19 protein-coding genes and 1 pseudogene are annotated in these 22495 nt (G+C 67.2%); 13 read left to right on the top strand and 7 right to left on the bottom strand.

The window, feature by feature from the left end:
* Window positions 1–19: 19 nt before the first annotated feature.
* Window positions 20–262 carry a hypothetical protein gene (locus tag NIBR502771_RS15615; RefSeq protein WP_141160562.1) on the bottom strand — a complete coding sequence of 81 codons (243 nt, stop codon included), beginning with the start codon at window positions 260–262 and terminating at the stop codon, window positions 20–22.
* Between the two features lie 7 nt (window positions 263–269).
* Entirely contained in the window at window positions 270–1703 is a 1434-nt protein-coding gene (locus NIBR502771_RS15610) for a flotillin family protein (protein ID WP_141160561.1), read from the bottom strand.
* Between the two features lie 394 nt (window positions 1704–2097).
* Between NIBR502771_RS15610 and NIBR502771_RS15605 the strand changes: the two genes are divergently transcribed.
* The 3 genes from NIBR502771_RS15605 to NIBR502771_RS15595 all read left to right on the top strand — a co-directional run bounded on the left by NIBR502771_RS15605 (window position 2098) and on the right by NIBR502771_RS15595 (window position 4861).
* Window positions 2098–3405, top strand: a complete 1308-nt coding sequence (locus NIBR502771_RS15605) for an MFS transporter (RefSeq protein ID WP_210411230.1) — start codon at window positions 2098–2100, stop codon at window positions 3403–3405.
* 69 nt (window positions 3406–3474) lie between these two features.
* Window positions 3475–4038: a flavin reductase family protein gene (locus tag NIBR502771_RS15600; RefSeq protein ID WP_246839688.1), complete on the top strand. Its 564-nt coding sequence runs from the start codon at window positions 3475–3477 to the stop codon at window positions 4036–4038.
* 49 nt (window positions 4039–4087) lie between these two features.
* A complete protein-coding gene (locus NIBR502771_RS15595) occupies window positions 4088–4861 on the top strand; it encodes an enoyl-CoA hydratase/isomerase family protein (RefSeq protein ID WP_141160558.1) in 774 nt (257 codons plus the stop codon).
* On the opposite strand, the gene NIBR502771_RS15590 is transcribed toward NIBR502771_RS15595, so the two are convergent.
* Both NIBR502771_RS15590 and NIBR502771_RS15585 read right to left on the bottom strand, forming a co-directional pair.
* The gene (locus tag NIBR502771_RS15590; RefSeq protein WP_141160557.1) at window positions 4806–5693 is read right to left on the bottom strand and encodes an SDR family oxidoreductase; all 888 of its coding nucleotides are present in this window, start codon (window positions 5691–5693) and stop codon (window positions 4806–4808) included. The two genes, NIBR502771_RS15595 and NIBR502771_RS15590, sit on opposite strands and share 56 nt — an antisense overlap.
* A gap of 45 nt (window positions 5694–5738) precedes the next feature.
* Window positions 5739–8324 carry an excinuclease ABC subunit UvrA gene (locus NIBR502771_RS15585; RefSeq protein WP_141160556.1) on the bottom strand — a complete coding sequence of 862 codons (2586 nt, stop codon included), beginning with the start codon at window positions 8322–8324 and terminating at the stop codon, window positions 5739–5741.
* A gap of 152 nt (window positions 8325–8476) precedes the next feature.
* Here NIBR502771_RS15585 and NIBR502771_RS15580 point away from each other — a divergent pair, with 152 nt between their 5' ends.
* Window positions 8477–9301 (top strand): DUF1206 domain-containing protein, encoded by an 825-nt coding sequence (locus tag NIBR502771_RS15580; RefSeq protein WP_141160555.1) that lies wholly within the window; start codon window positions 8477–8479, stop codon window positions 9299–9301.
* A gap of 192 nt (window positions 9302–9493) precedes the next feature.
* Window positions 9494–10237, top strand: a complete 744-nt coding sequence (locus NIBR502771_RS15575; protein ID WP_141160554.1) for an SGNH/GDSL hydrolase family protein — start codon at window positions 9494–9496, stop codon at window positions 10235–10237.
* A 14-nt stretch (window positions 10238–10251) separates the two neighbouring features.
* On the opposite strand, the gene NIBR502771_RS15570 is transcribed toward NIBR502771_RS15575, so the two are convergent.
* Together NIBR502771_RS15570 and NIBR502771_RS15565 are read right to left on the bottom strand one after the other, a co-directional pair.
* A complete protein-coding gene (locus tag NIBR502771_RS15570; RefSeq protein ID WP_246839687.1) occupies window positions 10252–10971 on the bottom strand; it encodes an SCO1664 family protein in 720 nt (239 codons plus the stop codon).
* Between the two features lie 10 nt (window positions 10972–10981).
* Window positions 10982–11611, bottom strand: a complete 630-nt coding sequence (locus NIBR502771_RS15565) for an MSMEG_4193 family putative phosphomutase (RefSeq protein ID WP_141160553.1) — start codon at window positions 11609–11611, stop codon at window positions 10982–10984.
* 79 nt (window positions 11612–11690) lie between these two features.
* Here NIBR502771_RS15565 and NIBR502771_RS15560 point away from each other — a divergent pair, with 79 nt between their 5' ends.
* Both NIBR502771_RS15560 and NIBR502771_RS15555 read left to right on the top strand, forming a co-directional pair.
* Entirely contained in the window at window positions 11691–13079 is a 1389-nt protein-coding gene (locus NIBR502771_RS15560) for a sigma 54-interacting transcriptional regulator (RefSeq protein WP_141160552.1), read from the top strand.
* A 14-nt stretch (window positions 13080–13093) separates the two neighbouring features.
* Window positions 13094–15097, top strand: coding sequence for a VWA domain-containing protein (locus tag NIBR502771_RS15555; RefSeq protein WP_141160551.1), 2004 nt, complete (start codon window positions 13094–13096; stop codon window positions 15095–15097).
* Here NIBR502771_RS15555 and NIBR502771_RS15550 read toward each other — a convergent pair.
* Window positions 15070–17059 (bottom strand): annotated as a pseudogene (locus tag NIBR502771_RS15550) (glycogen debranching N-terminal domain-containing protein). The gene NIBR502771_RS15555 and the pseudogene NIBR502771_RS15550 overlap by 28 nt on opposite strands.
* A 154-nt stretch (window positions 17060–17213) precedes the next feature.
* Here NIBR502771_RS15550 and NIBR502771_RS15545 point away from each other — a divergent pair.
* The 6 genes from NIBR502771_RS15545 to NIBR502771_RS20985 all read left to right on the top strand — a co-directional run bounded on the left by NIBR502771_RS15545 (window position 17214) and on the right by NIBR502771_RS20985 (window position 22456).
* Window positions 17214–17849, top strand: coding sequence for a dihydrofolate reductase family protein (locus tag NIBR502771_RS15545; RefSeq protein WP_141160550.1), 636 nt, complete (start codon window positions 17214–17216; stop codon window positions 17847–17849).
* Window positions 17850–17939: 90 nt separating this feature from the next.
* A complete protein-coding gene (gene ribA / locus NIBR502771_RS15540; RefSeq protein WP_141160549.1) occupies window positions 17940–19820 on the top strand; it encodes a GTP cyclohydrolase II RibA in 1881 nt (626 codons plus the stop codon).
* 60 nt (window positions 19821–19880) lie between these two features.
* Window positions 19881–20819 carry a 5'-3' exonuclease gene (locus tag NIBR502771_RS15535; RefSeq protein ID WP_141160548.1) on the top strand — a complete coding sequence of 313 codons (939 nt, stop codon included), beginning with the start codon at window positions 19881–19883 and terminating at the stop codon, window positions 20817–20819.
* Window positions 20820–20962: 143 nt separating this feature from the next.
* Window positions 20963–21478, top strand: a complete 516-nt coding sequence (locus NIBR502771_RS15530) for a flavin reductase family protein (protein WP_141160547.1) — start codon at window positions 20963–20965, stop codon at window positions 21476–21478.
* 104 nt (window positions 21479–21582) lie between these two features.
* Complete coding sequence (locus NIBR502771_RS20990) at window positions 21583–21891, top strand: hypothetical protein (protein ID WP_246839686.1); 309 nt, start codon at window positions 21583–21585, stop codon at window positions 21889–21891.
* On the top strand, window positions 21881–22456 hold the full coding sequence (locus tag NIBR502771_RS20985) for a hypothetical protein (protein WP_246839685.1): 576 nt from the start codon (window positions 21881–21883) through the stop codon (window positions 22454–22456). Before NIBR502771_RS20990 ends, NIBR502771_RS20985 begins: the two co-directional genes overlap by 11 nt.
* Window positions 22457–22495: the final 39 nt, after the last annotated feature.

Here is a 22495-nt window from a genome sequence, read left to right as displayed (position 1 = left end):
GGTAATCGGGGGCCAGCCCTTACCGGGTGTGCTTGAGCACGTCCGGCAGCTCCTCCACGTATACCGTTTGCGGCGGGTCGAAGTAGATCACCAGCACTTCAGCGCCCACCGGGAAGTCACTGGTCTTGTCGAACGGATGGGCGTGGAATGCCATGGTGCCGCCAAGGTAGGGCAGCATGACTTCGCCGATGGTGCCCGGGCCGATGCGGCCGGTGACCCGCCCGATCTTGCCGGTCAGGCTCCTGTCGACCTCCTTGCGCATGGTATCCCTATGCCCCGGAAGCGGTGGGTGGCTGTTTGGCATCCTTGCCGTTCTTCAGCGCGGACCGGAGGGCGGGCAGGTAGTCGCCTGCCTGCGCCAGGATCCCGCCAAGCATCTTGTTGACGCCCTCGCCGCCGTTCAGGACGGTCATCTGCCCGACGTGCGAGAAGGGCTCAGCGGCGGCGGCAATGATGGCGGGCATGTTTTCGGCGAGCTGCTGTGAGATGACCGCGTCCTGGTTGGTGGCGAGGGCCTCGGCCCGCGCCTTGATGCCGTCTGCCTCGGCCAGGGCCCTCGCTTTGATCGCCGAGGCGGCTGCGTCGCCCTTGGCCTTGGTGGCGGCCGCTTCGGCCTCACCCGTAACCTTGGTGGCTCCGGCTGCCGCTGCCGCGGCCGTGGCGTTTGCCTGTGCGGTCACTTCGGTCCGGCGCGCGTTGGCCTGGGCCTCAAGCTCGGTGCGGCGCGCCAGTGCCTCGGCGGCACTGATGTCCGCAGCTTTCTGTCCCTCTGCGTCCGTGCGCTTGGCGTAGGCCTTCGCGTCGGCAGGTTTCCTGATGGTTGTCTGCAGTTTCTGCTCTTCCCGGTCTGCTTCCAGCTTGGCCACCTCTGTTTCCTGCACCACCACCTGCTGCCGTGCTGTGGCCTCGGCCAGCGGCCCGGCCTGGGCGGCATTGGCCCGGGCCCGTTCGGCGTTTGCCTGTGCCACCGACTGCCGGATCGCCGAGACACTCTGCGCATCGGCAATCAGGGCGGCCGCCTCCGCTTCCTTTTCCGCAGCTTCCCGGTTGCGCGTTGCCTCGGCGATCCGGGCCTCCATCTTCACCTGGGCGATATGCGGCTTCGCAATGTTCTGGATGTAGCCGGTGGGATCCTGCAGGTCCTTGATCTGCAGCGAGTCCACCACCAGTCCCAGCTTCTCCATCTCCACACCGCTGGCGCTGCGGACCTGTGAGGCGAGTTTGTCCCGTTCGCGGATGATCTCCTCCACGGTCATGCTGCCAATGATGGAGCGCAAGTGGCCCTCGAAGACGTTGTAGACCTGGCTTTCCATTTTTGGCTGCTGGCCCAGGAAACGTCGGGCGGCATTGGCGATAAAGGGCGGCGCGTCCCCGATCTTGTATATAACCACGCCTTCGACAATGACCTGGATTCCCTGCGAGGTGACACAGGAGACTTTTAGCTCGGTTTCATTCAATGTCAGCGAGAGCGGCCGTACCGTCTGCAGTCCGGGAAGGACCAGGGCACCTTTGCCCGTGACAATCTTGAAATCCATTCCCTCCCTGGTTTCCAGGGTTCCGCGGGTCAGCCCGGAAATGATCAGGGCCTCATTTGGTTCAGCCACTTTCCACATCAGTTTGGTGGCGACCCAGACAAACCCAACGGCAAAGAGCACTCCCAGAATAATGGCGAGCAGCGGAAAGAACGCTGTAAAGTCCGGCATAACCAGATCCTTTCAATGCCGCGCAACGGCATCACGGTAAAACCCCAATAAACACAGCCGCCCATTTATCCGGCTACATAAAACTGCCGTCAATTCCGGTGCTTCCGGCCAGCTGTTGTAGACAGTCTGGTTCGGCCCCGGGCAAGAGTCCATAGCCGTGACGATATTTGCCTGCAGCAACAATAAAAGACGGGCGACGGCGGCACGCACAGTTCCCGGACGGGGTCGTGCGGCGTGGGAAACCGTTGACATGGGCAACCAGTGCTCGCACGATGGAAATGGAACCGCAATGCGGGTCCAGCGCCAGGCATTGACAATTTCTCCTTTTGTTCTTGCCATGAGGCCGGGCGCTCTACTGCATCTGACCAACGGAGTGATGATGAGTATTCAAGGAGTGACCCGGGAGCAGGCCGTACGCCGCGCCACGGTGGCGAGCGTGGTGGGTACCACCATCGAGTGGTACGACTTCTTCCTGTATGGGACGGCCGCCGCCCTGGTGTTTCCCCAGTTGTTCTTCCCGGGCCAGGTTGCCTTCGCCGGCGTGCTGGCGGCTTTCGGTACCCAGTTTGTCGGCTTTGTTGCCAGGCCAATCGGCGCGGCGATCTTCGGCCATTTCGGCGACCGGATTGGACGCAAGACGACACTTATGGCCACGCTCTTCCTGATGGCCTTCGGCACGGTCCTGATCGGCTGCCTGCCCACGTACCAAAGCATCGGCGTTGCCGCGCCGGTCCTCCTGGTCCTGCTCCGGATCATCCAGGGAATCGGCGTGGGAGGCGAGTGGGGCGGTTCTGTCCTGCTGAGCATGGAATGGGGCGACCAGAACCGCCGTGGCCTGTCCGCCTCCTGGCCCCAGATCGGGGTGCCGCTGGGGCTTGTCCTGTCCACCGGCGTCGTCAGGATCACCACGGCCGCAACGGGAACTGAAGGGTTTGCTGCCTACGGCTGGCGGATCCCGTTCATCCTGAGCATCATCCTGATCGGTGTGGGCCTGTTCGTCCGGCTGCGCGTCATCGAAAGCCCGGAGTTCGACGAAGTCCGCAAGTCCAACAAGGTGGTGCGGGCCCCGATCATCGAGGTGATCCGCCGGCAGCCCAAGGAGATCCTCCTTTCCGCCCTGGTGCGCACCTCGGAGCAGGCGCCCTTCTACCTCTTCATCACCTTCGTGATCACCTACGCCACCAAGCAGTTGAAGCTGGACAGCAACTCGATCCTTGATGACACGCTGATCGCGGCGGCGCTGGGGCTGGTCAGTGTTCCGCTGTTCGGGCGCCTGTCCGACCGCTTCGGGCGGCGGCGGGTGTACGGAACCGGGATTGTGCTTACCGCGCTGTTCGCATTCCCCTACTTTGGGCTGCTGAACACGCGGGACTCCCTGTGGGTTGGCGTTGCCGTGGTGGTCAGCCTGATCCTGCACGACATCCAGTACGGACCGCAGGCCGCCCTGATCGCCGAAAGTTTCGACACCGACATCCGCTACACGGGCGCCGGCCTGGGCTACCAGCTGGCCAGCGTAATTGCCGGAGGTCCCGCACCCCTCATCGCTGCCGCCCTGCTGGCGAGCTATGGCAATTCGACGTCGATTTCGCTGTACATCATCCTTTGCTGCGTGATTGCCATGCTTGCCCTGATCTTCCTGCCCAGGGCCAAGGGGGCGCTGGCCAAGGACGCCGCTGCCGCCGCAATGCCCAGAAACCTGTAGGGCCGGATGCGGACGGACTTTCAACCTGGACACCTGGGGCCGCGGGCCTTCTATAAATTACTGACGTCAGTGGTGGTTCCGCGGCCCATCGCCTGGGTGTCCAGCACATCCCCGGACGGGGTGGACAATCTTGCGCCGCACTCTTTCTTCACCGTGGCCTCGGTGGACCCGCCGATCATCCAGTTCACCTCCGTCGGCGAGAAGGATTCGCTGCGGAACATCGAGGCGACGGGGGAGTTCGTGGTGAACCTGGCGCCGGCGGCGCTGATCCAGGAGGTCAATGCCACTGGTACCAATTTCAGCCCCGATGTCAGCGAGTTCGATGCCGCCGGCCTGGCCCGTGAGCCCAGTGCCATGGTCCGGCCGCCCCGGGTTAAGGACTCTCCGGCGGTGCTGGAATGCTCGCTTCACCAGACCCTGCGCATGGGTGACTGTGTCCTGGTGTTCGGCCTGGTAGTGCACGCCGCCGTCTCCTCCCAGGTGCTCAGCGGTGACCACCCGGACGTGGCCGGGCTTGATCCGCTGTCAAGGCTGGGCGGGGACGAATGGGGCATGCTTGGCCCCATCCTCCACCTGCCGCGGATCCGTGCCTCGCAGTGGCCTGGTCCTTTCAGGCCGCGGGAGGGCACATGACGGAGCCTGGCGCGGGAGCCATGCCAGCCCCGGGGGAGGCAGGCTTCTGATGGCGGCGGTCGGTGTTGACGTGGCGGAGTCCATTGCCACGATTTCCTTCGGCAGCGGCGGGCGGCTCAATGCCCTGGGCCAGAGGGACTGGGAGGATCTGCGGTGCGCAGTACACGGGCTGGCCTCCGGCCCGACCCTGCGCGCCGTCGTGGTGCGCGGCCGCGGTGGAGTGTTTTGCGCCGGCTCTGACATAAGCGAATGGGACGGGACGTCGGGCGCGGACGTTGGCCGGACCTTTGACGTGCTGGAATCTGCATTGCAGGCACTCGAGGACTTGCCCGTCCCAACCCTGGCCGTGGTCGAAGGGGTTGCGGCCGGTGGGGGCTGCCAGCTTGCCCTTGCCTGCGACCTGCAACTGCTCACCCCAACAGCGCGGATGGGCATGCCCGTGGCACGCCTGGGCTTGCTGGTTCCGGCCACCTTCGCCGCCCGCCTGGCACTGCGGGTAGGTCCGTCCCGGGCCAAGGACCTTCTTTACACGGGCCGTATGCTCACTGCCCGCGAGGCCTGGGACATGGGGCTGGTCACCACCCTCGCCCCCGACGACGATGCGGACGCGGCCCTGGCTGCAGTCCTCGACCCGTGGAAAGGCGTCTCGTCGGCGTCTCTAAAGGCATCGAAGGCAGCGGTGGACGAGGGCCTGCGCCTCCTGACGGAAGCCGGCCGCCGCGCGCCAAAGGGCCCTGCGGTGGATCCGGTGGAATTCCGCGACCGGGTCACGGGCTTTCTCCACCGCCGGACCGGGGCGGGGCCGCCGGCTCCACCACCGTGACGTCCAAAGGCATCCGGTTGACGCGGCGCAGGCGTCCGGCCAGCACGCTGCGGAGTCCGTGAGCCACCATCCGCCGCTTGGTCAGGAACCTGAATTCCGGATGGTCCGAGGTGACAAGGTCCACGATGGGCAGCGCCGCCTCGCCCGCATTTTGTCCCCACAGCCCCACCACCACCTGCAGGCCGCCGAGGCGCTGTTGGTAGCCCGGCTGGGACCGCACCCGCGCCAGGAGCGCAGTTTCCACGAGTCCGGGGTTCATGCCGTGGACCCGTACGCCGGTGCCCTTGGTTTCCAGGCGGAGCGTCTCGGTGAACTGGCGGACCCACCGCTTGCTTGAGGCGTAGGCGTTCTGCAGCGCCACCGGACCCCGGTCGCCCTGGCCGTAGAGGTTGACCAGGTCGCCGTGCCCCTGGCCCAGGAATACCGGCAAGGCAACCCTGGAGCCGTGGAACGTACCCAGGATGTTGGTGCGCACCACGCGCGTGAAGTCGTCGGCGGGCGTCGACGCTGTGGGTCCGTACACCCCCGACGTTCCCGCATTGTTAACCCAGATATCCAGCGTTCCCCGGGCAACGGCCTCGTCGCGAAGCGCCTCAACGTCAGCCAGTTCGGCGGTGTCGCAGCGGCGTCCGGATGCCGCGATCCCCTCATCGAGCAGGCGGCGGACGGCCGCAGCAACGTCGTCCCCGGACCTGGCTGCAAGCACCACCGTTGCGCCGTGCAGGCCCAGCACGCGGGCCATGGCAAACCCCAGCCCCCGCGACGAGCCGGTCACCACCGCTACCCGGCCGCGAAGGATGTCCTGGCCAGGCGCCGCCCGTTGGATCCGCATCCCCTTGTCCTACGCCGTTACGGCTGTGGCGGCAAGGCTACCGGCTTAGTGGTCCGTGCCGGGGGAAGCCGCCCGGAGCGCTGCCGCGAGGTAGGGGGCAGTGCGGCTGCTGCGGGAACGCGCGACGGCGGCCGGGCCGCCGGCGGCGACGATCCTGCCGCCGGCGTCGCCACCGGCGGGCCCCAGGTCCATCACCCAGTCTGCGGCCGCCACCACATCCATGGCGTGTTCCACGACGATCACCGTGTTCCCGGCGTCCACCAGGCGGTTCAACTGTGCCATGAGGAGCTGGACGTCGGCCGGGTGCAGGCCGGTGGTGGGCTCATCCAGGAGGTACAGGGTGTGCCCCCGGCGTGCCCGCTGCAGTTCCGTAGCCAACTTGATCCGCTGGGCCTCCCCGCCGGAAAGTTCGGTGGCAGGCTGGCCAAGACGAAGGTAGCCCAGGCCCACCTCCTGGAGCGTCTTGAGGGACCGGGCGGCCGAGGGCACGCCGGCGAGGAAACCAGAGGCAGCGTTGACCGTCATGCCCAGCACTTCGGCGATGTTCCTGCCCTGGTAGGTGACCGCCAGGGTTTCCGGGTTGTACCGCGTTCCGTCGCATTCCGGACACGGACCGTAGCTGCCGGGAAGGAACAGGAGCTCCACGGCCACGAAACCTTCGCCCTGGCACGTCTCGCACCTGCCCCCTGCCACGTTGAAGGAAAAGCGGCCGGCCCCGAATCCCCGGCTCCGGGCAGCCCCGGTGGCGGCGAATTCCTTGCGGACCGCATCGAACAGGCCCGTGTAGGTTGCCAGATTGGAGCGCGGGGTCCGGCCGATCGGCCTCTGGTCCACTTTCACCAGGCGGTCGATCAGCTCCAGGCCGGACACGTACCCAACGGTCCCGGTTCCGCCCTGTTCCCCCGCGTCCTCGTCCGGCTCCTCGTCTGGTGTTCCGGTCCCGGCCTGCAGCACGGCGCCGGCGACATCGGCCAGGACCCGGCTGACCAGGGTGGACTTTCCGGAACCGGAGACCCCGGTGACCGCTGTCAGGACGCCAAGCGGAAAAGCCGCGTCCAGGTTCCGCAGGTTGTGCCGGTTGACGTCCCGCAGTTCCAGCCACCCGGACGCTTCGCGCCGGGCACCTTGCCGGGCGCCGCCGTCGTCCGCTCCCTCCTGTGGGGCGCCTGGGAACAGGAACGGCCGTGTCACGGACTCCGGCACCTCATCGAGGCCCTGCACGGGGCCGCTGTAGAGCACTTTTCCGCCGTCTTCGCCCGCCCGCGGCCCCACGTCCACCAGCCAGTCCGCCCGGCGGACCATGTCCATGTTGTGTTCCACCACGAAGACGGAATTTCCTGACGACTTGAGCTGGTCCAGGACGGCCAGGAGGGGTTCGGCGTCGGCGGGGTGCAGGCCCGCCGACGGTTCATCCAGCACGTAGATGACGCCGAACAGCCCCGAGCGGAGCTGGGTGGCGATCCGCAGCCGCTGCATTTCCCCGGGCGAAAGCGTTGGCATGGCCCGTCCCAGCGCAAGGTACCCCAGGCCCAGTTCCAGCAGCACGGTAATGCGCTGGAGCAGGTCGCGGGTGATGGCCACGGCCACTTCGTTGGACTCCGATGACTGCTTGCGGGATGCTGTCGCTGCCGCGGCCAGTGTGGTGGTGGGGCGGATGATCGCGGCGAGTTCGGTCATGGGTACCGCGTTCAGCGCGGCGATGGTGTGGCCGGCAAAGGTCACCGCGAGGGCTTCGGGCCTGAGCCCGGTTCCGCCGCACCGCGGGCACGGCCCGGTCTCCATGAAGCGCAGGACCTTTTCCCGCATGGCGGGGCTCTTGGAATCGAGCAATGTGTGCATGACGTAGCTTTTGGCACTCCAGAACCTGCCCTTGTAGGGCTTGGCCACGCGGTCCCGCTGGGGTGTCACCTCCACCACTGGCTGCTCTTCGGTGAACAGGATCCAGTCCCGCTGTTTCCTGGGCAACCGCCGCCACGGGACGTCCACGTCGTAGCCCAGGTGGGTCAGGATGTCGCGTAGGTTCTTGCCCTGCCAGGCACCGGGCCACGCGGCGATTGCCCCCTCACGGATGCTCAGCGAGGGGTCCGGGACCAGGGACGCCTCCGTCACGGTGTGCGCCGTGCCCAGCCCGTGGCATTCCGGGCAGGCGCCGGCAGCGGTGTTGGGGGAGAAAGCGTCCGAATCGAGGGGTGCCGCGCCCTCCGGGTAGCTGCCGGCGCGGGAAAACAGCATCCGGAGCGAATTGGACAAGGTGGTGACCGTTCCCACGGTGGAGCGGGACGTTGCGGTTCCGCGGCGCTGCTGGAGGGCGACGGCGGGCGGCAGCCCGGTGATGAGGTCCACCTTGGGATTGTGGCCCTGCTGGATAAGCCGGCGGGCGTAGGGCGCCACGGATTCGAAGAACCGGCGCTGCGCCTCCGCGTAGATGGTGCCGAATGCCAAGGACGACTTGCCGGAACCCGAGACGCCGGTGAACGCCACGATCGCGTCCCGCGGCACATCCACGCTGATGTTCCGCAGGTTGTTTTCACGGGCGCCGCGCACGCGGACGAATCCGTCTTCGGCGTGGGCCGCCGCGGGAGCGGAGGTGTTCAGCGCGGTCAATGTCCCGGTGTTCTGTTTGGCATGCACCGCTTCGACTCTAGTAGGCGTCCGTGCGTGGCCTGAACTTTCCGGGATCTGTCGGGACGGCGCAGACGGATTTACACTGAAGCATTCCGCGGCGCAGGCGGGGGAAGCGGACCGAAAACACAAGATCAACTACATAGGTGGAAGGGCCGGCCATGGGCAACGCGTCGCAGGGAGCTAACAGGGCAGTATCCGAGGCCGCGTCCGCGAGCCGCAGCCCGGCAGTGCGGATCCTGGCACGCGCCGGATTCGTTTTCATCGGCCTGGTGCACATCCTGATCGGGGCCATCGCGTTGCAGCTGACCCGGGGCCAGGGGGGAGAAGCCGACCAGTCCGGGGCGATCGGTGCCCTGGCTTCCAAGCCCGGCGGCGGCATCCTGCTGTGGGCCGGTGCTGTTGCGTGTGCCGCGCTGGCCCTGTGGATGGTCAGCGAGGCAGTTTTCGGGGCACACACGGAGACCGACTCCAAAACGAAGCTGAAGAACGCAGCCAGCGCAGCGGGGAAGGCAGTGGTCTTCGGTTTCCTTGCCTTCACCTTTGCCGTCTTCGCCTCCGGCGGCAGCAAGAACTCCAGCCAGTCCGCCAGTGATTTCACCGCAAAGCTGATGGGAGCGCCGGCCGGGGTGGTTGTCCTGGTGGTGGTCGGCCTGGCGATCATTGGCGCCGGCGTCTTTTACGCGTTCCGGGGTGTCACCCGGAAATTCATGGAGGACCTGCAGGACCCGGGAAACGCTCGGACGGCCGTGGAGTGGATCGGCACGATCGGCTACGCAGCCAAGGGCGTGGTGCTCGCCGTCGTCGGAGTCCTGATCATTGTGGCCGCCGCAACCGCTGACCCCTCCAAATCCTCAGGCCTCGACGGGGGGCTGAAGACACTCGGTTCGCAGCCGTACGGCGTGTTCCTCCTTGCTGCCATCGCCGCAGGGCTTATCTGCTACGGCGTGTACTCCATGGCGCGTGCACGCTATGGAAAGTTCTAGGGTCCCGGAGCCCGGCCAGGGGTACCTAATGCCCTAAACGTTCCTGTGGAGTCGCTGTGCATCCTGTTGATCCGGTCACCTTTGGCCCTAAAGTAATCCCACAATTGCCTACGATGGGACACGGACAACAAGACGAACCGCTGCCGGGCACCTGCCCGGCCACCCGGTAAATCCAGGACGGAGGAGGGCGCCATGCAGGACAGCATGCTGCTGCACGGGCACCCCGCCCGGCTGTTGACGGCCGGGGTGGCCGCCATCCTCCTGGCCGTGACGTCGGGAAGCGCCGCCCAGACCCGGCCAACGGCCACCGCTTCACCCCTGGTCCGCGTTGTGGTGGTGGGGGACTCGCTGAGCACCGGCCATGGGACGTCCCCGCAGGAGGCGTGGCCGGCGCTGATGCGGACGGACCCTGGCGTGGCAGGGCTGGAAGTAGTCAACGCGGCCGAGGACGGCAGCGGCTACGTCAGCCTGGGCGACTACAACGGAACCTTCGGGACCCAGGTTGACGACTTCGTCACCCCGGACACCGGAATCGTGGTCTTCTTCGGTTCGGAGAACGACCTTGGCTATGCCTCCTCGGAGGTCGGCGACGCTGCGCTGGCGGCGATGGACAGGGCCGAGGCCCTTGCCCCGGAGGCGAGGATCATCGTGGTGGGGCCGCCGTCGTATACGTCGAATCCCGACCCCGGACTGGTGGATATCAGCGACCAGCTCAGGACCGCCACTGCGAGGGCCGGCGCAGAATTCGTCGACCCAATCTCGGAAGGCTGGATCAGCGACGACTTTGACGACCTGATCGGCCCCGACGGCGACCACCCGACCGTCCTGGGCCAGCATTACCTGCTGGAGCATATCGGGGCGTACCTTGAGCAGGCTGCGCCGGCGGCCCAGGCCGCGCTGGAAGGCCGCCAGGACCTGCACAAGCCGGCTGCCTAGGATCCCGCGGGAGCTTAGACCAGCGGCCAGGGGTAGCGCATCCCCGTGTGGTCAACCGGAAGCACCATGTCCCGCAACAGGTGCTGCACCCTTCGCTGAAGGGCAGCCACTTCGGCAGGGTGGAGCAGCCCGGCCACCTCGGCCGGAACAGCGCCGGCCAGTGGACGGATGTCCTCCAGCAGGTGGTCCGGAATGGGGTCGCCGGCGAAGTCCCAGATTACGGTGCGCAGCTTGAAGGCGGCGGAGAAGCACAGGCCGTGGTCGATGCCCCAGATCCGCCCGTCGGTTCCGCGCAGCACATGACCGCTTTTCCGGTCCGTATTGTTCGCCACGTAATCGAACAAGGCCATCCGGGCCAGGTCGTCGTGGGTCTCCGGGGCGTCGGCATACAGGGTGAAATAGTGTTCCTGGTGGTCCCCTTCGATGAACCACTGGAGCGACCCCACCCCAAGCGGGGCGTCCGCGCGCACCACCGTAGGGGGCACCATGCCCCAGCCCAGCGCTTCGCTCAGCTGGAACGCTGCGCACTCCCGGCGGTACAGGCCGGCGTCGAAATCCACCAGGGGCCGTTCTCCCGCCTCCGGCTTGTAGACGGCCCACGCGGAATCACCCTCGCAGGAAACCTCCGCGAGGAACGTGGCATTGCTTCCGCTCATGATGCGGCCCAGCAGCTCCACGCGGCCGTCGGTGAGGAGGGTCAGCTCCCGCGCGGACACCGCATGCCCCATACGCATCCCGGCCTGGTCACGGCGACCTCAGACCGCTGAGGGGTTCCGACGTCGAATTCACCGTGAGCACGGCCGGAGCCTGCCCGTCAGTGTAGGAGATCACAGAGACCGACGCCGGGCTGATCATGATCCGTTGGAAGAGGTCCAGGTGCGTGCCCAGCGCGTGGGCCACGGCCGCCTTGATGGGGTCGGCATGGGAGAAACAAATCACGACGCCACCGCGGTGGGCGGCCCGAAGATCGTCCAGCGTCGCAACCATCCGGGCCTGCATCCCGGAGAAGCCTTCCCCGTTGGGAAACCGGAACGCGGACGGGTTGTGCTGGACGGTCTGCCACTCCGGCAGCGCAGCCAGTCCGGCGAGGGCCGCGCCGGTCCAGTCACCGAAATCGCATTCAAGGAGCCCGGCTTCTTCCGTGACCGGCCGTCCGGTGCGCGCGGCTGTGGGCTCCGCAGTTTCCCGTGCCCGTTCCAGGGGCGATGAGTAGACCGCCTCCACTGGCAGGCCGGCGAGCCGGCCGGCAGCGGCGTCAGCCTGCGCCCGGCCGCGTTCGGAAAGATGCAGGCCGGGGGCCCGGCCCGGCAGGACGGTGCCGGTGGTGGGCGTCTCGCCGTGGCGGACCAAAAGAATCAGTGTGCTTTCTGTCACGGCTCAAGCCTAAGGCCAGCCGCACAGGAATCTGGCGGAATCCCTCGATAAGCCGTGGGGCGGGGCTTACCGTAGAGGGGTGACTGATCGCCCCGAAATTTACACCGTTGGTGAACTGCGTGCGGCCGGGTATGTCCTGAAGGACCTGAGGCATGAAATCCGGGACAACCTCCTCGCCGCCCTGGCTGCGGGGCGTGACCCGTGGCCCGGCCTGTACGGCTTCGGCCGGACAGTGGTTCCGCAGCTGGAGCGGGCACTGCTCGCCGGCCACGACATCGTCCTCCTGGGGGAGCGCGGGCAGGGAAAGACCCGCATCCTCCGCACCTTGGCGGGGCTGCTGGACGAGTGGTCGCCGGTCATCGAGGATTCAGAGCTGAACGAGCATCCCTTTGAACCCATCACCGAACAGTCACGCGCCCGGGCGCTGACCGAGGGGGACCGGCTGCGGGTGGCGTGGCGGCACCGTTCAGAGCGTTACGTGGAGAAGCTCGCAACACCGGATACGTCGGTGGCTGACCTCATTGGCGACGTGGACCCGATGAGGGTGGCTGAGGGCCGCCGCCTGGGGGATCCCGAAACCATCCATTACGGGCTGATCCCACGCTCCAACCGCGGCATAATTGCCATCAACGAGCTCCCCGACCTCGCTGAACGCATCCAGGTGGCCATGCTGAACGTCATGGAGGAACGCGATATCCAGATCCGCGGCTACGTCCTGCGGCTTCCGCTGGACGTGCTGGTGGTGGCCTCTGCCAACCCGGAGGATTACACCAACCGTGGCCGGATCATCACGCCGCTGAAGGACCGCTTCGGTGCGGAAATCCGCACCCACTACCCGATTGAGCTGGAAGACGAAGTAGCGGTCATCCGGCAGGAAGGGCGGCTGGTGGCCGACGTCCCGCCGTTCATCCTTGAAATCCTGGCCCGCTACACCCGGGCGCTGCGGCAGTCCCCTGCCATCAACCAGGCCTCCGGCGTGTCGGCACGGTTCGCCATTGCCGGGGCAGAAACGGTGGCGGCAGCGGCCCTGCGCCGGGCCAGCCTGCGGGGCGAGGACCAGGCAGTAGCCCGGATCATCGACCTTGAGCCCGCCGTGGAGGTGCTGACGGGCAAAATCGAGTTCGAATCCGGCGAGGAAGGACGGGAGGAGGGGATCCTGGACCACCTCCTCCGGACCGCCACCGCTGAAGCTGTCCGGGCCCACTTCCAGGGCCTGGACATGGGCCCCCTCGTGGCGGCCCTGGATGGGCACCGCACCGTCACCACCGGCGAACAGGTCACGGCACGGGAGTTCCTGGGCAACCTCCCGTCGCTGAACGGATCCGGCCTGTATGACGAAATTGGGCGCCGCCTGGGTGCGGCCAACGACGGACAGCGGGCCGCCGCCGTCGAACTGGCCCTTGAAGGGCTGTACCTCGGCCGGCGGATCTCCAAGGAGTCCGACGACGAGGAAACCATCTACGGCTAGGCACAGGAGGCACCATGGCCATCCACAAGAGGTCCGCCAGGTACGGCCGGTATGCCGGCGGTCCGGATCCGCTGGCCCCGCCCGTCGACCTGGCCGAGGCCCTGGACGCCGTCGCCGAAGACGTCATGGCAGGGTACTCGCCGCGGCACGCCCTGCAGGAGTTCCTGCGGCGCGGCGGACGCGATCGGGACGGCCTGGACGACCTTGCCCGGCGGGTGCAGCAGCGGCGGCGCGAGCTGCTGGGGCGCCACCGGCTGGACGGCACCCTGGACGAGGTGAAGAAACTCCTGGACACGGCCGTGCTGGAGGAACGCAAGCAGCTGGCGCGGGACGCCATGATGGACGACACGGACCGCGCCTTCCGCGAGATGCAGCTGGAGAACCTGCCGTCCTCCACGGCGGCGGCTGTCAATGACCTGGCATCCTACGACTGGCAGTCGAGCACAGCCAGGGAAGCTTACGACCGGATCAAGGACCTGCTGGGCCGCGAAATCCTGGACCAACGCTTCGCCGGCATGAAGCAAGCGCTGGAGAGCGCCACCGATGATGACCGGGCGGCCGTGAATGACATGCTCCGGGACCTCAACGAACTGCTGGCAAAACACCGTCGCGGGGAAGATACCCATGCCGACTTCCAGGAGTTCATGGCCAAACACGGCCAGTTCTTTCCTGAGGACCCGCAGTCCGTGGAGGAACTGGTGGACGCCCTGGCCCAGCGCGCAGCCGCGGCCCAGCGCCTCCTGCAGTCGATGTCCCCGGAACAGCGCGATGAGTTGATGCGGCTGTCCGCCCAGGCCTTTGGGTCGCCCGGGCTGATGGCCCAGCTCAGCGAACTCGATGCCAGCCTCCAGGCCCTGCGTCCGGGGGAGGACTGGTCGGGATCGGAACGGTTCGAAGGGCAGGAGGGCCTGGGACTGGGCGACGGCACCGGTGTGCTGCAGGACATCGCCGAACTCGACGAACTGTCGGAGCAGCTGTCCCAGTCGTACAACGGTTCCACGCTCGATGACCTGGACCTCGACGCCCTGGCCCGGCAGCTGGGCGAGAACGCCGCGGTGAGCGCCCGTACCCTGGCGGAGATCGAACGGGCAATGCAGGAGGGCGGCTACCTTCGCCGTGGCGCCGACGGTGACCTCAGGCTGTCGCCACAAGCCATGCGGCGGTTGGGGAAGTCGCTGCTGCGCGACGCCGCCAAGCAACTCTCCGGCAGGCAGGGAAGCCGTGACACCAGGATGGCAGGTGCCGCCGGAGAACAGACAGGATCCAGCCGGCAGTGGGAGTTCGGGGACGCCGAACCGTGGGACGTCACCCGCACCATGACCAACGCCATCCGGCGCACCATGGCCGACGGCGGGGACCCGGCCCGTGGCCTGCGCCTCGCGGTGGGCGATATCGAAGTCTCGGAGACGGAGGCCAGGACCCAGGCCGCGGTTGCCCTGCTGGTGGACGTCTCCTTCTCCATGGCTGCAGAAGGGCGGTGGGTTCCCATGAAGCGGACCGCGCTGGCACTGCACCACCTGGTCTCCACCCGCTTCCGCGGTGACCGCCTCGAACTCATCACTTTCGGCCGCTACGCCCAGTCCATGGACATCGGGGAACTCACGGCCCTGCCGGCCTTCCGCGAACAGGGAACCAACCTGCACCACGGCCTGCTCCTCGCCGGACGTTTTTTCCGCCGTCACCCATCCATGCAGCCGGTCCTGCTGATCGTCACGGACGGCGAGCCAACGGCGCACCTCCTGCCGGACGGGGACTCCTGGTTCAACTGGCCTCCGGACGCAGAGACCATCCGCGCGACGGTTGCCGAGCTGGACCGCCTTGGCCGCGCCGGCGTCCAGGCCACCTTCTTCCGCCTGGGAAGCGACCCCGGCCTGGAGCGGTTTATCCAGCGGATGGCCCGGCGCGTGGAGGGCCGTGTTGTCGCCCCGGAGGTGGGCGACCTTGGTGCGGCGGTGGTGGGGGAGTACCTGCGCGCCCACGTCCGCAGCTTCTATGGCGACGCCGGATGGGAGCTTTGATTTCTCCCATCGAGCCCGGCCTGCGAGATGAGTTCGGTCAGCCAGGGACGGTGTTCGCGGTGGAACGTCAGGCCCGCGGGCAAGCCCTGCACCGCGGCTTCGCTGCCAGTGATGTCGATAGTGATGCGGCCGCCGGCCAGGGGTGCGTTGGTGATGTGCAGGTTCCCGTAGGACTGGGGCAGGGCCGGATCCATCCAGAAACCGCCTCGGGAGACGTGGGCGTCATACCGCATCAGGCAGGTAATCAGCATGATCGGCGTGGTGGCCGCCCAGGCCTGCGGGGAGCATGCCGTGGGGTAGGGCACCGGCTGGGCAACCTGCTCCCGGCTGAAGCCGCAGAACAGCTCCGGAAGCCGGCCGCCGGAAAAGTCAGCGGCTTCAAGCAGTGCGGTGGCGATGCGCTGGGCCTCATCGACGAATCCGTACCGCATGAGTCCCGCCGCGATGATGGCGTTGTCGTGCGGCCATACGGAACCGTTGTGGTAGCTGGCCGGGTTGTAGGCGCCCATATTGGAGGCAAGGGTCCGGACACCCCAGCCGCTGAACATTTCCGGAGACATCAGCCGTTCAGCTACAAGCGGCACCTTGTCGTCGTCAACGATGCCACGCCACAGGCACTGCCCCATATTTGATGCGCAGGCATCAACCGGCCGTTTGCTTCCGTCCAGGGCAACTGCAAAGTAGCCGCGGTCCGGCAGCCAGAATTCCTCGTTGAACCGTTCCTTCAACCCTGCCGCCTCGGCGGTGAGCCGGGCTGCCAGGGGTGCATCCCCGGCATCAAATGCCATCCATGCCCGGGACAGGAGCGCTGAGTAGACGAGCGCCTGCACCTCGCACAGCGCGATGGGCGGTTCGGCGATGGTTCCGTCCGCAAAATTGATCCCGTCCCAGGAGTCCTTCCATCCCTGGTTGATGAGGGGCTGGTCGTTGAGGCGCTGGTACTCAACGAACCCATCGCCGTCTTTGTCGCCGTAGTTCCTGACCCAGTCCAGGGCGCGGTCGGCGTTGGGAAGGAGAGCGGCAATGGTGTCCTTGCCGGTCCGCCAGCGTCTGCAGGGTGCCCAAGGCCAGGGACGGGTCCACGGGAAGGGCCATTTCCGAAGCCCACAGCGAGTCACGACCGAATAGGGTCATGAACCAGGGGGCGCCGCCTGCCACCACGATCCGTTCCGGATGCTCGGGGTCTTCGATCCGGAGAGCGCCGAGATCGTCATAACTGCGCCGCAGCGTCCGTTCAATGGAACAGTTCGTCATCTGCAGTCTGGGGATTTTGGCAACCCATTCCTGGTGCCGCCGGTCACTCGGGGAGAGCCCGTGCCCGGCCGGGCGCCAAACGTTGTCCTGTCCTGCGGGTGCCACGCTCAGCCTCGTGGACCACTGGCCGTAGCCGGGAATCACGGCATGGTATGCCAACGCGCCGGCGGAGGCGACGGCGCCACGGCCCCTGACCAGGACGGCCTTCCGCAGGTCCTGCCAGGCCGCACTGATGATCAGCGAATCGCCGTCGGCTCCGCGGGTGACGTCCCAGCGCCGCTGGACCCTTGCTTCCTTCACCTCGAACAGGTCGGCAAAGTCCGAATCGACGCCGACGGAAACGTTGCAGGCGACGGGAAGGCCCGAGTAGTTGCGGATGGTGATTTCCTCGACCACTCCGGCTGCCACTTCACGCAGGCGCTCCACGATCAAGGGGCTGTCCGCGTACCCGTCGGCCCGGGGAACGCGGCCGATGAACAGTGCCCGGTAGGGTTCCTTCGTTTCCGCCGTCAGTGGTTCGAGCGGCGAGCCGTTCACCGTCATACTCCATCCGGACAGGATGCGGGTGTCCTCATGGAATACGCCGTGGGGCAGGTCCGGGTGGATGTCCCCGTTGGCGGCGGAGATGCAAAAACATGAGCCTTCCACCAAGGTGACGGTTCCCGCGCCCACCGGCCCCGCCGCTGTGTCTGAATTCCACCCGGCCATGTCCGCTCCTTTGACGGCTGCGATGCCTCCGGCGGGATAGACGCTACGCCTGTGGAAGGGCTGATGAAAGGGGAGGCGGCACCCTTGTACGTCCCGTCCGGTCGGGCATAACATGGCCGGCACATCGATGCCGATCAGTCCTGAGGAGGCAGCCATGGGCGCCGCACCAGCTGAAATGTCACCAGCGACACTGATGGTGGACCTGATCATCTCCCTGGACGGGTATGCCTCCGCCGAGGGGTGGCCCGGGTGGTGGGGACTGGAAGGGCCGGAATACCTGGCGTGGCTCGGCCAGGAGTCGGCAAAGGAGTACACCTTCCTCCTGGGGGCGAACACTTACCGGCTGATGTACGGAATGTCTGCGCAGGCCGCGGCAGACCGGTCCGGTTTCTCCGAGGAGGAGGGCGCCAGTCTCACCGGGCTGTCCGCCGTGCCGAAATTCGTTTTCTCCTCCTCGTTGCACGCGCCGCTGGACTGGCCGAACTCGACCTTGGTCACCGGGGACGCGGTTGAGGCGGTCCGCGAACTGAAGCGCACGCAAAAAGGGCCGCTGAGTACCCTGGGAAGCATCAGCCTGGCCCGGTCGTTGCTGGCGGCCGGTCTCGTGGACAGGTTCCGGCTGGTGATCTTCCCTGTGATCACCGGGGCCACCGGCCGGGAGCGGATCTACGATGGCTACCCTGATGTCCGGCTGGAGATGGTGCAGAGCAGGACGTTCGACGGCAGGCTCCAGCTTCTCGAGTACGTACCCACTGTGCTCACCGGGCCGCCGGGCACCCGGAAACAGTGATGCGCAGAAAATGCTTGAAGATTGAAGTAAATTGGGCTACCTTTAAGTTCAAGTTTCAAGTATCCACTGCCCGCGATCCCGGAGGCTCTTTTGACCGTCGCCACCCATGCAACCCCGCCGCCGGGTTCCCTCCCCTTGGCTACAGTCCGCACCAGCGTCACCGTGCCGCTGCGATTTCCTGACGGCTATGGCACGACGGCGGAGGTCCTCACCTTTCACGGCCTGGCGGACGGCAGGGAACACCTGCTGCTCGCCCTTGGACCCTGGGAACAGTCGCTGCTGGGACAGGGCTCCGGGGCCGGCGGCGCCGGCAGCGGGGCCCCGCTGGTCCGGCTGCACAGCGAGTGCATGACGGGTGACGTCTTCGGCAGCGAACGTTGCGACTGCGGACCACAGCTCCGGGAAGCCGTCGAAAGCATTGCCGCCACCGGGGGTTTCCTTCTCTACCTCCGGCAGGAAGGCAGGGGCATCGGCCTGTATTCCAAACTTGATGCCTATGCGCTGCAGGACCGGGGCCTTGATACCTATGACGCGAACCTCGCCCTGGGGCATGGTGAGGACGAGCGCGATTACACGGCGGCAGCCCAAATGCTCAACACCCTTGGCGCCACCACGGTTCGGCTGCTCAGCAACAACCCGGACAAGGCCAACCAGCTGGTTGCACTGGGAATTAATGTCCAGCAGCAGGTTCCCACCGGCGTCCACCTTTCGGAGGCCAACTCCCGCTACCTTGCCGCCAAGCGCGACCGCACCGGCCATACGCTGGAACTTGGCCGCGCCGTCGTCGACCATTCCGTGCAGCCTGCTGCCGGGACCGTGGCGGGCCTGCCGGACATGCCGGCCCGGGTCGCTGCGCTGGTTCCGGGGCTGCGCGCCAGGGCGGAAGAGGCCGAGAGGCTACGCCGGCTGCCGGAGTTGACGGTACAGGAGCTGCAGGAGGCCGGCGTCTTCCGCATCCTGGCGCCCGCCGCTGTGGGCGGGTATGGGCTGGGTGCGCGCACCTACGCTGAAGTTGTCCGGGTCCTTGCCAGGGGATGCGCCTCCACCGCCTGGACTGCCGGCCACCTTGCCGAACACGCCTGGATGCTGGCCCGTTGGCCCCGCGCGGTGCAGGAGGAGGTCTTTGCGGGCGGCCAGGTACCCCTTGCCGCCGCGACGAGTGCCCCCGTGGGAATGGCGCGGAAGGTGCCGGGCGGCTACGCCATTTCGGGCCACTGGAGTTTCGCCTCGGGTGTGATGCACTCGCGGTGGGCCCTGCTGGCCGTGCAGCTCAACGGTGCGCGGCTGCAGGCGCTGGTTCCTGTAGCCGACCTTGAACTGCTCGACGCCTGGCACACCGACGGGCTGCGGGGAACCGGCAGCAATGACCTCCGTGCCGACGGACTTTTTGTTCCGGACCATCGCGTGGCGGAATGGGCACTGCTCAGCAGCCCGGAGAACCCCGGCAGCCTGATCCACCAGGACGCGCTCATCCACGCACCCATGGCCATGCTCCTGAATCTCGTGGCGCCCGCCGCGGCCCTGGGATCCGCCGAGTACGCCATGGAACTTTTCCGGGAGCAGCTCCTGGTGCCAAGGCAAAAGAACGGCATCGAAACGCGGCAGGCGGATTCAACCCTTGCCCAGGCGCGCTACGCCCGGGCGGCCGGGGCCTTGGCTGCGGCACAACTGCAGTGGCAGGCGGCCCTGTCCGTACTGCCCCCGGAGGGGCAGGCCGCTCCCGCATTGGCTGAGGATCAGCACGCCTCGTTCCGGCTCTCCCTCGCCCTCAGCGCCGAGGCCTCGCAGGAGGCGGTCCGGCTGGCGGTGGGCGGCTCAGGCGGCAGCGTGCACCGGCTCACACACCCGCTCCAGCGCATCCAGCGGGACATCGGCGTGCTCCTGAACCACCCAACCCTGGGCATCGACGCCATCCTGGAGCAGTCGGGACGGGGCCTGCTGGGGCTGGGATTCAGCACGCAGTCCTTCTAGGCGCCACGGCCGGAGTCACGGCTCCTGCGCAGCGGACCAATTCCGTGTGAGGATCGAGGTATGCCCCAGCGCCTCATGCTGCTCGACACTGCCTCCCTGTACTTCCGCGCCTTCTACGGGCTGCCGGACACCATCCGCCGCCCTGACGGGACGCCGGTCAATGCGGTCCGCGGGTTGCTGGACATGATCGCCCGCCTCAGCATGGACTACCAGGCCTCCCACCTTGTGGCCTGTTGGGATGACGACTGGCGGCCGCAATGGCGGGTGGACCTGGTCCCCACCTACAAAGCGCACCGGGTGGCCCGGGCCGTACCCGGCGGCACGGACGTCGAAGTGGTGCCTGAGGGCCTGGAAGCGCAGCTGCCCATGATCCGCCGGGCGCTGGAGCTGGCGGGCATCGCCATTGTGGGCGCGGCCGGGCACGAGGCCGACGACGTCGTGGGCACCTACGCCAGCCACGCCAGCCTGCCGGTGGACGTGGTCACGGGAGACCGTGACCTCTTCCAGGTGTGCGACGACGCCCGCGGGGTGCGGGTGATATACACCGCCCGCGGCATGAAGAACCTCGAGGTCATCGTGGAAGAGACCGTAGTGGCCAAGTACAAAGTCCTGCCGCAGCAGTACGCGGACTATGCCACGCTGCGCGGCGATGCCTCCGACGGCTTGCCCGGCGTGGCCGGGATCGGGGAGAAGACGGCCGCGTCGCTGCTGCTCAAGTACGGCACCCTGGAACGGCTGCTGGAGGCGGCGGAAGCGGACGACGGCGGGGTGTCGGGTCCCGTCCGGGCCAAGCTTTCCGCCGCCGCGGCGTACCTCCAAGCAGCCCCCGCCGTCGTCCGCCTGGTGCGGGACCTCAAGCTGCCCACCCTTGAACAGGCAGGCGCGCTGCTGCAGCCGGTGACCGGTGGCCGGCGCTCCGAACTCGAGCAACTGGCCATCGACTGGAATCTGGGCGGCTCGGTCCGCCGGCTCCTCGCCGCGCTGGACCAGCGGGCGTAGCCCGCGGCCGGCGGGATGCCGATGACGCCGGATGTCCGGGCGTGACCTTTCGTTGCGGTCCGGGTCGGCGTGTTTCGGAAGGCTTGGGTGGCCCGGTTTGGTGATGGTTTGGTGGGGTAACGATCCATACGAGAGGGCCCTCCATGACAGTCACATCAGATCTTGCTCCCCGCCGGCTTCGGGATATTTTCGGAACATTCGCCAGCGGCCTGACCGTAGTCACCGGTTCCACCCCTGACGGGCCGGCAGGCTTCACCTGCCAGTCCTTTGCGGCACTGTCGCTGGACCCTCCGCTCGTAACGTTCAGCCCGTCCCGCACGTCAACCACCTGGCCCGTGCTGCGGAAGGCCGGTTCATTCACCATCAACATCCTCCCCGCGGAACACCGGCACCTCGCCGGACAGTTCGCCCGCTCCGGGGCGGACAAATTTGCCGGCGTGGAACACGCATCCTCTCCGCTGGGCAATCCGGTGCTGGACAATGCGCTCGCCTGGATCGACTGCGACCTGCACGCAGAGTATGACGGCGGCGACCACACCATCGTGGTGGCGGCCGTGCGGCACCTCCATGCCCGCCAGGACGCCGAACCATTGCTCTTTTTCAGGGGCGCCTATGCAGGTCTTGAGCCGTTGGGCCACCTGCTCGAAGCCGCCCGCTGAAGCGGGTTCCGCAAAACCGCACCCTTGCGCCGCGCCCACGTGGTAGTAAGCTTACTGAGCAATACTAGTAAGCTTGCTGATTAAAGTGGATGGGAGCAGGAGCCATGGGCGCAATTTTCGGTACGGCCCTGTCACTGATGCTGACCGTGGGCGGGGCGGCAGTGGCCGCACTGGACGGCCCGGGCGCGGCCCGGCACTACCTCGCCGGCCACGTTCTGCTCGGAGTAGGAATTGGACTGATGATCGCCACCGCCATGCGGACGGCCGCCCGATTCCTCATGGCACGGCCCACCCAGCCGGCACACGGAACCATGGTGCCGGTGCCCGTGCCTTCCGTTGACGCGGCCCCGGTCACAGTCCTGCCCGTACGGTCCGCACCTGCCGTCCCGCTTCGGGGCAGGCATGCCGCCTGACCTGAAGCCGGCGGGGCCCGCGGTGGCCGCAGCGTCCACTCCAGCACCCCGCCGCCCGGTCCGCGCCCTGCTGGTTCTCTGCGGCGCCGTGGTCGCGTGCGCCCTCGTCGCAGGAGCGGCAGGAGCCCAGCCGGGCGGTACGGACGGCAATGTCCTGCGCGGTTTCCAGATCCGTGTGCTGAGCATCAGCCAGGCGGCGTCGGAAAACAGGATGGACGGCGCACTCGCCGCCCTGCAGGCGCTCGAGAAGGATCTCGGTGAAGCCGCCTCCGCAGGCAGGATTTCGGCCACCCGCTACCGCGGCATCGAGGATGCCCTCTCTGCTGTGCGGGCAGATATCGCCACGCAGGTTGCAGCAGCGTCCGCGTCCGCACCCGCCGTGGAGCAGGACACCCCCGTGGCTCCGGCGCTGGCTGACACCTCCCAGGAAGGGCCCGCCGCCGCGGAACCGGTAGTTCCGGCGGCTGCACCCGCACCCGCCGCCGCCAAGGACGCGCCCGGTTCAAAGCGATCGGACACCGCCAAGGAAGCCAGCGGCAAGGCCAAGGGCCAGGGCAAACCCTGACCCGGTCGGAGAATTCGGCCCAGGCCAAGGCAGAATGGA

It is taken from the genome of Pseudarthrobacter sp. NIBRBAC000502771 (genome assembly GCF_006517215.1).
Classification (GTDB): Bacteria; Actinomycetota; Actinomycetes; order Actinomycetales; family Micrococcaceae; genus Arthrobacter; species Arthrobacter niigatensis.
This window is presented reverse-complemented; position numbering and strand designations above follow the sequence as displayed.

Excerpts from the sequence above, each read along its gene's own strand:
- NIBR502771_RS15615 (WP_141160562.1), bottom strand. The coding sequence starts at position 262 with ATGCGCAAGGAGGTCGACAGGAGCCTGACCGGCAAGATCGGGCGGGTC.
- NIBR502771_RS15610 (WP_141160561.1), bottom strand. The coding sequence starts at position 1,703 with ATGCCGGACTTTACAGCGTTCTTTCCGCTGCTCGCCATTATTCTGGGA.
- NIBR502771_RS15595 (WP_141160558.1), top strand. The coding sequence starts at position 4,088 with ATGGCGGCGGTCGGTGTTGACGTGGCGGAGTCCATTGCCACGATTTCC.
- NIBR502771_RS15590 (WP_141160557.1), bottom strand. The coding sequence starts at position 5,693 with ATGCGGATCCAACGGGCGGCGCCTGGCCAGGACATCCTTCGCGGCCGG.
- NIBR502771_RS15580 (WP_141160555.1), top strand. The coding sequence starts at position 8,477 with ATGGGCAACGCGTCGCAGGGAGCTAACAGGGCAGTATCCGAGGCCGCG.
- NIBR502771_RS15575 (WP_141160554.1), top strand. The coding sequence starts at position 9,494 with ATGCAGGACAGCATGCTGCTGCACGGGCACCCCGCCCGGCTGTTGACG.
- NIBR502771_RS15570 (WP_246839687.1), bottom strand. The coding sequence starts at position 10,971 with ATGCGTATGGGGCATGCGGTGTCCGCGCGGGAGCTGACCCTCCTCACC.
- NIBR502771_RS15555 (WP_141160551.1), top strand. The coding sequence starts at position 13,094 with ATGGCCATCCACAAGAGGTCCGCCAGGTACGGCCGGTATGCCGGCGGT.
- NIBR502771_RS15545 (WP_141160550.1), top strand. The coding sequence starts at position 17,214 with ATGGGCGCCGCACCAGCTGAAATGTCACCAGCGACACTGATGGTGGAC.
- NIBR502771_RS15535 (WP_141160548.1), top strand. The coding sequence starts at position 19,881 with ATGCCCCAGCGCCTCATGCTGCTCGACACTGCCTCCCTGTACTTCCGC.
- NIBR502771_RS15530 (WP_141160547.1), top strand. The coding sequence starts at position 20,963 with ATGACAGTCACATCAGATCTTGCTCCCCGCCGGCTTCGGGATATTTTC.
- NIBR502771_RS20990 (WP_246839686.1), top strand. The coding sequence starts at position 21,583 with ATGGGCGCAATTTTCGGTACGGCCCTGTCACTGATGCTGACCGTGGGC.
- NIBR502771_RS20985 (WP_246839685.1), top strand. The coding sequence starts at position 21,881 with ATGCCGCCTGACCTGAAGCCGGCGGGGCCCGCGGTGGCCGCAGCGTCC.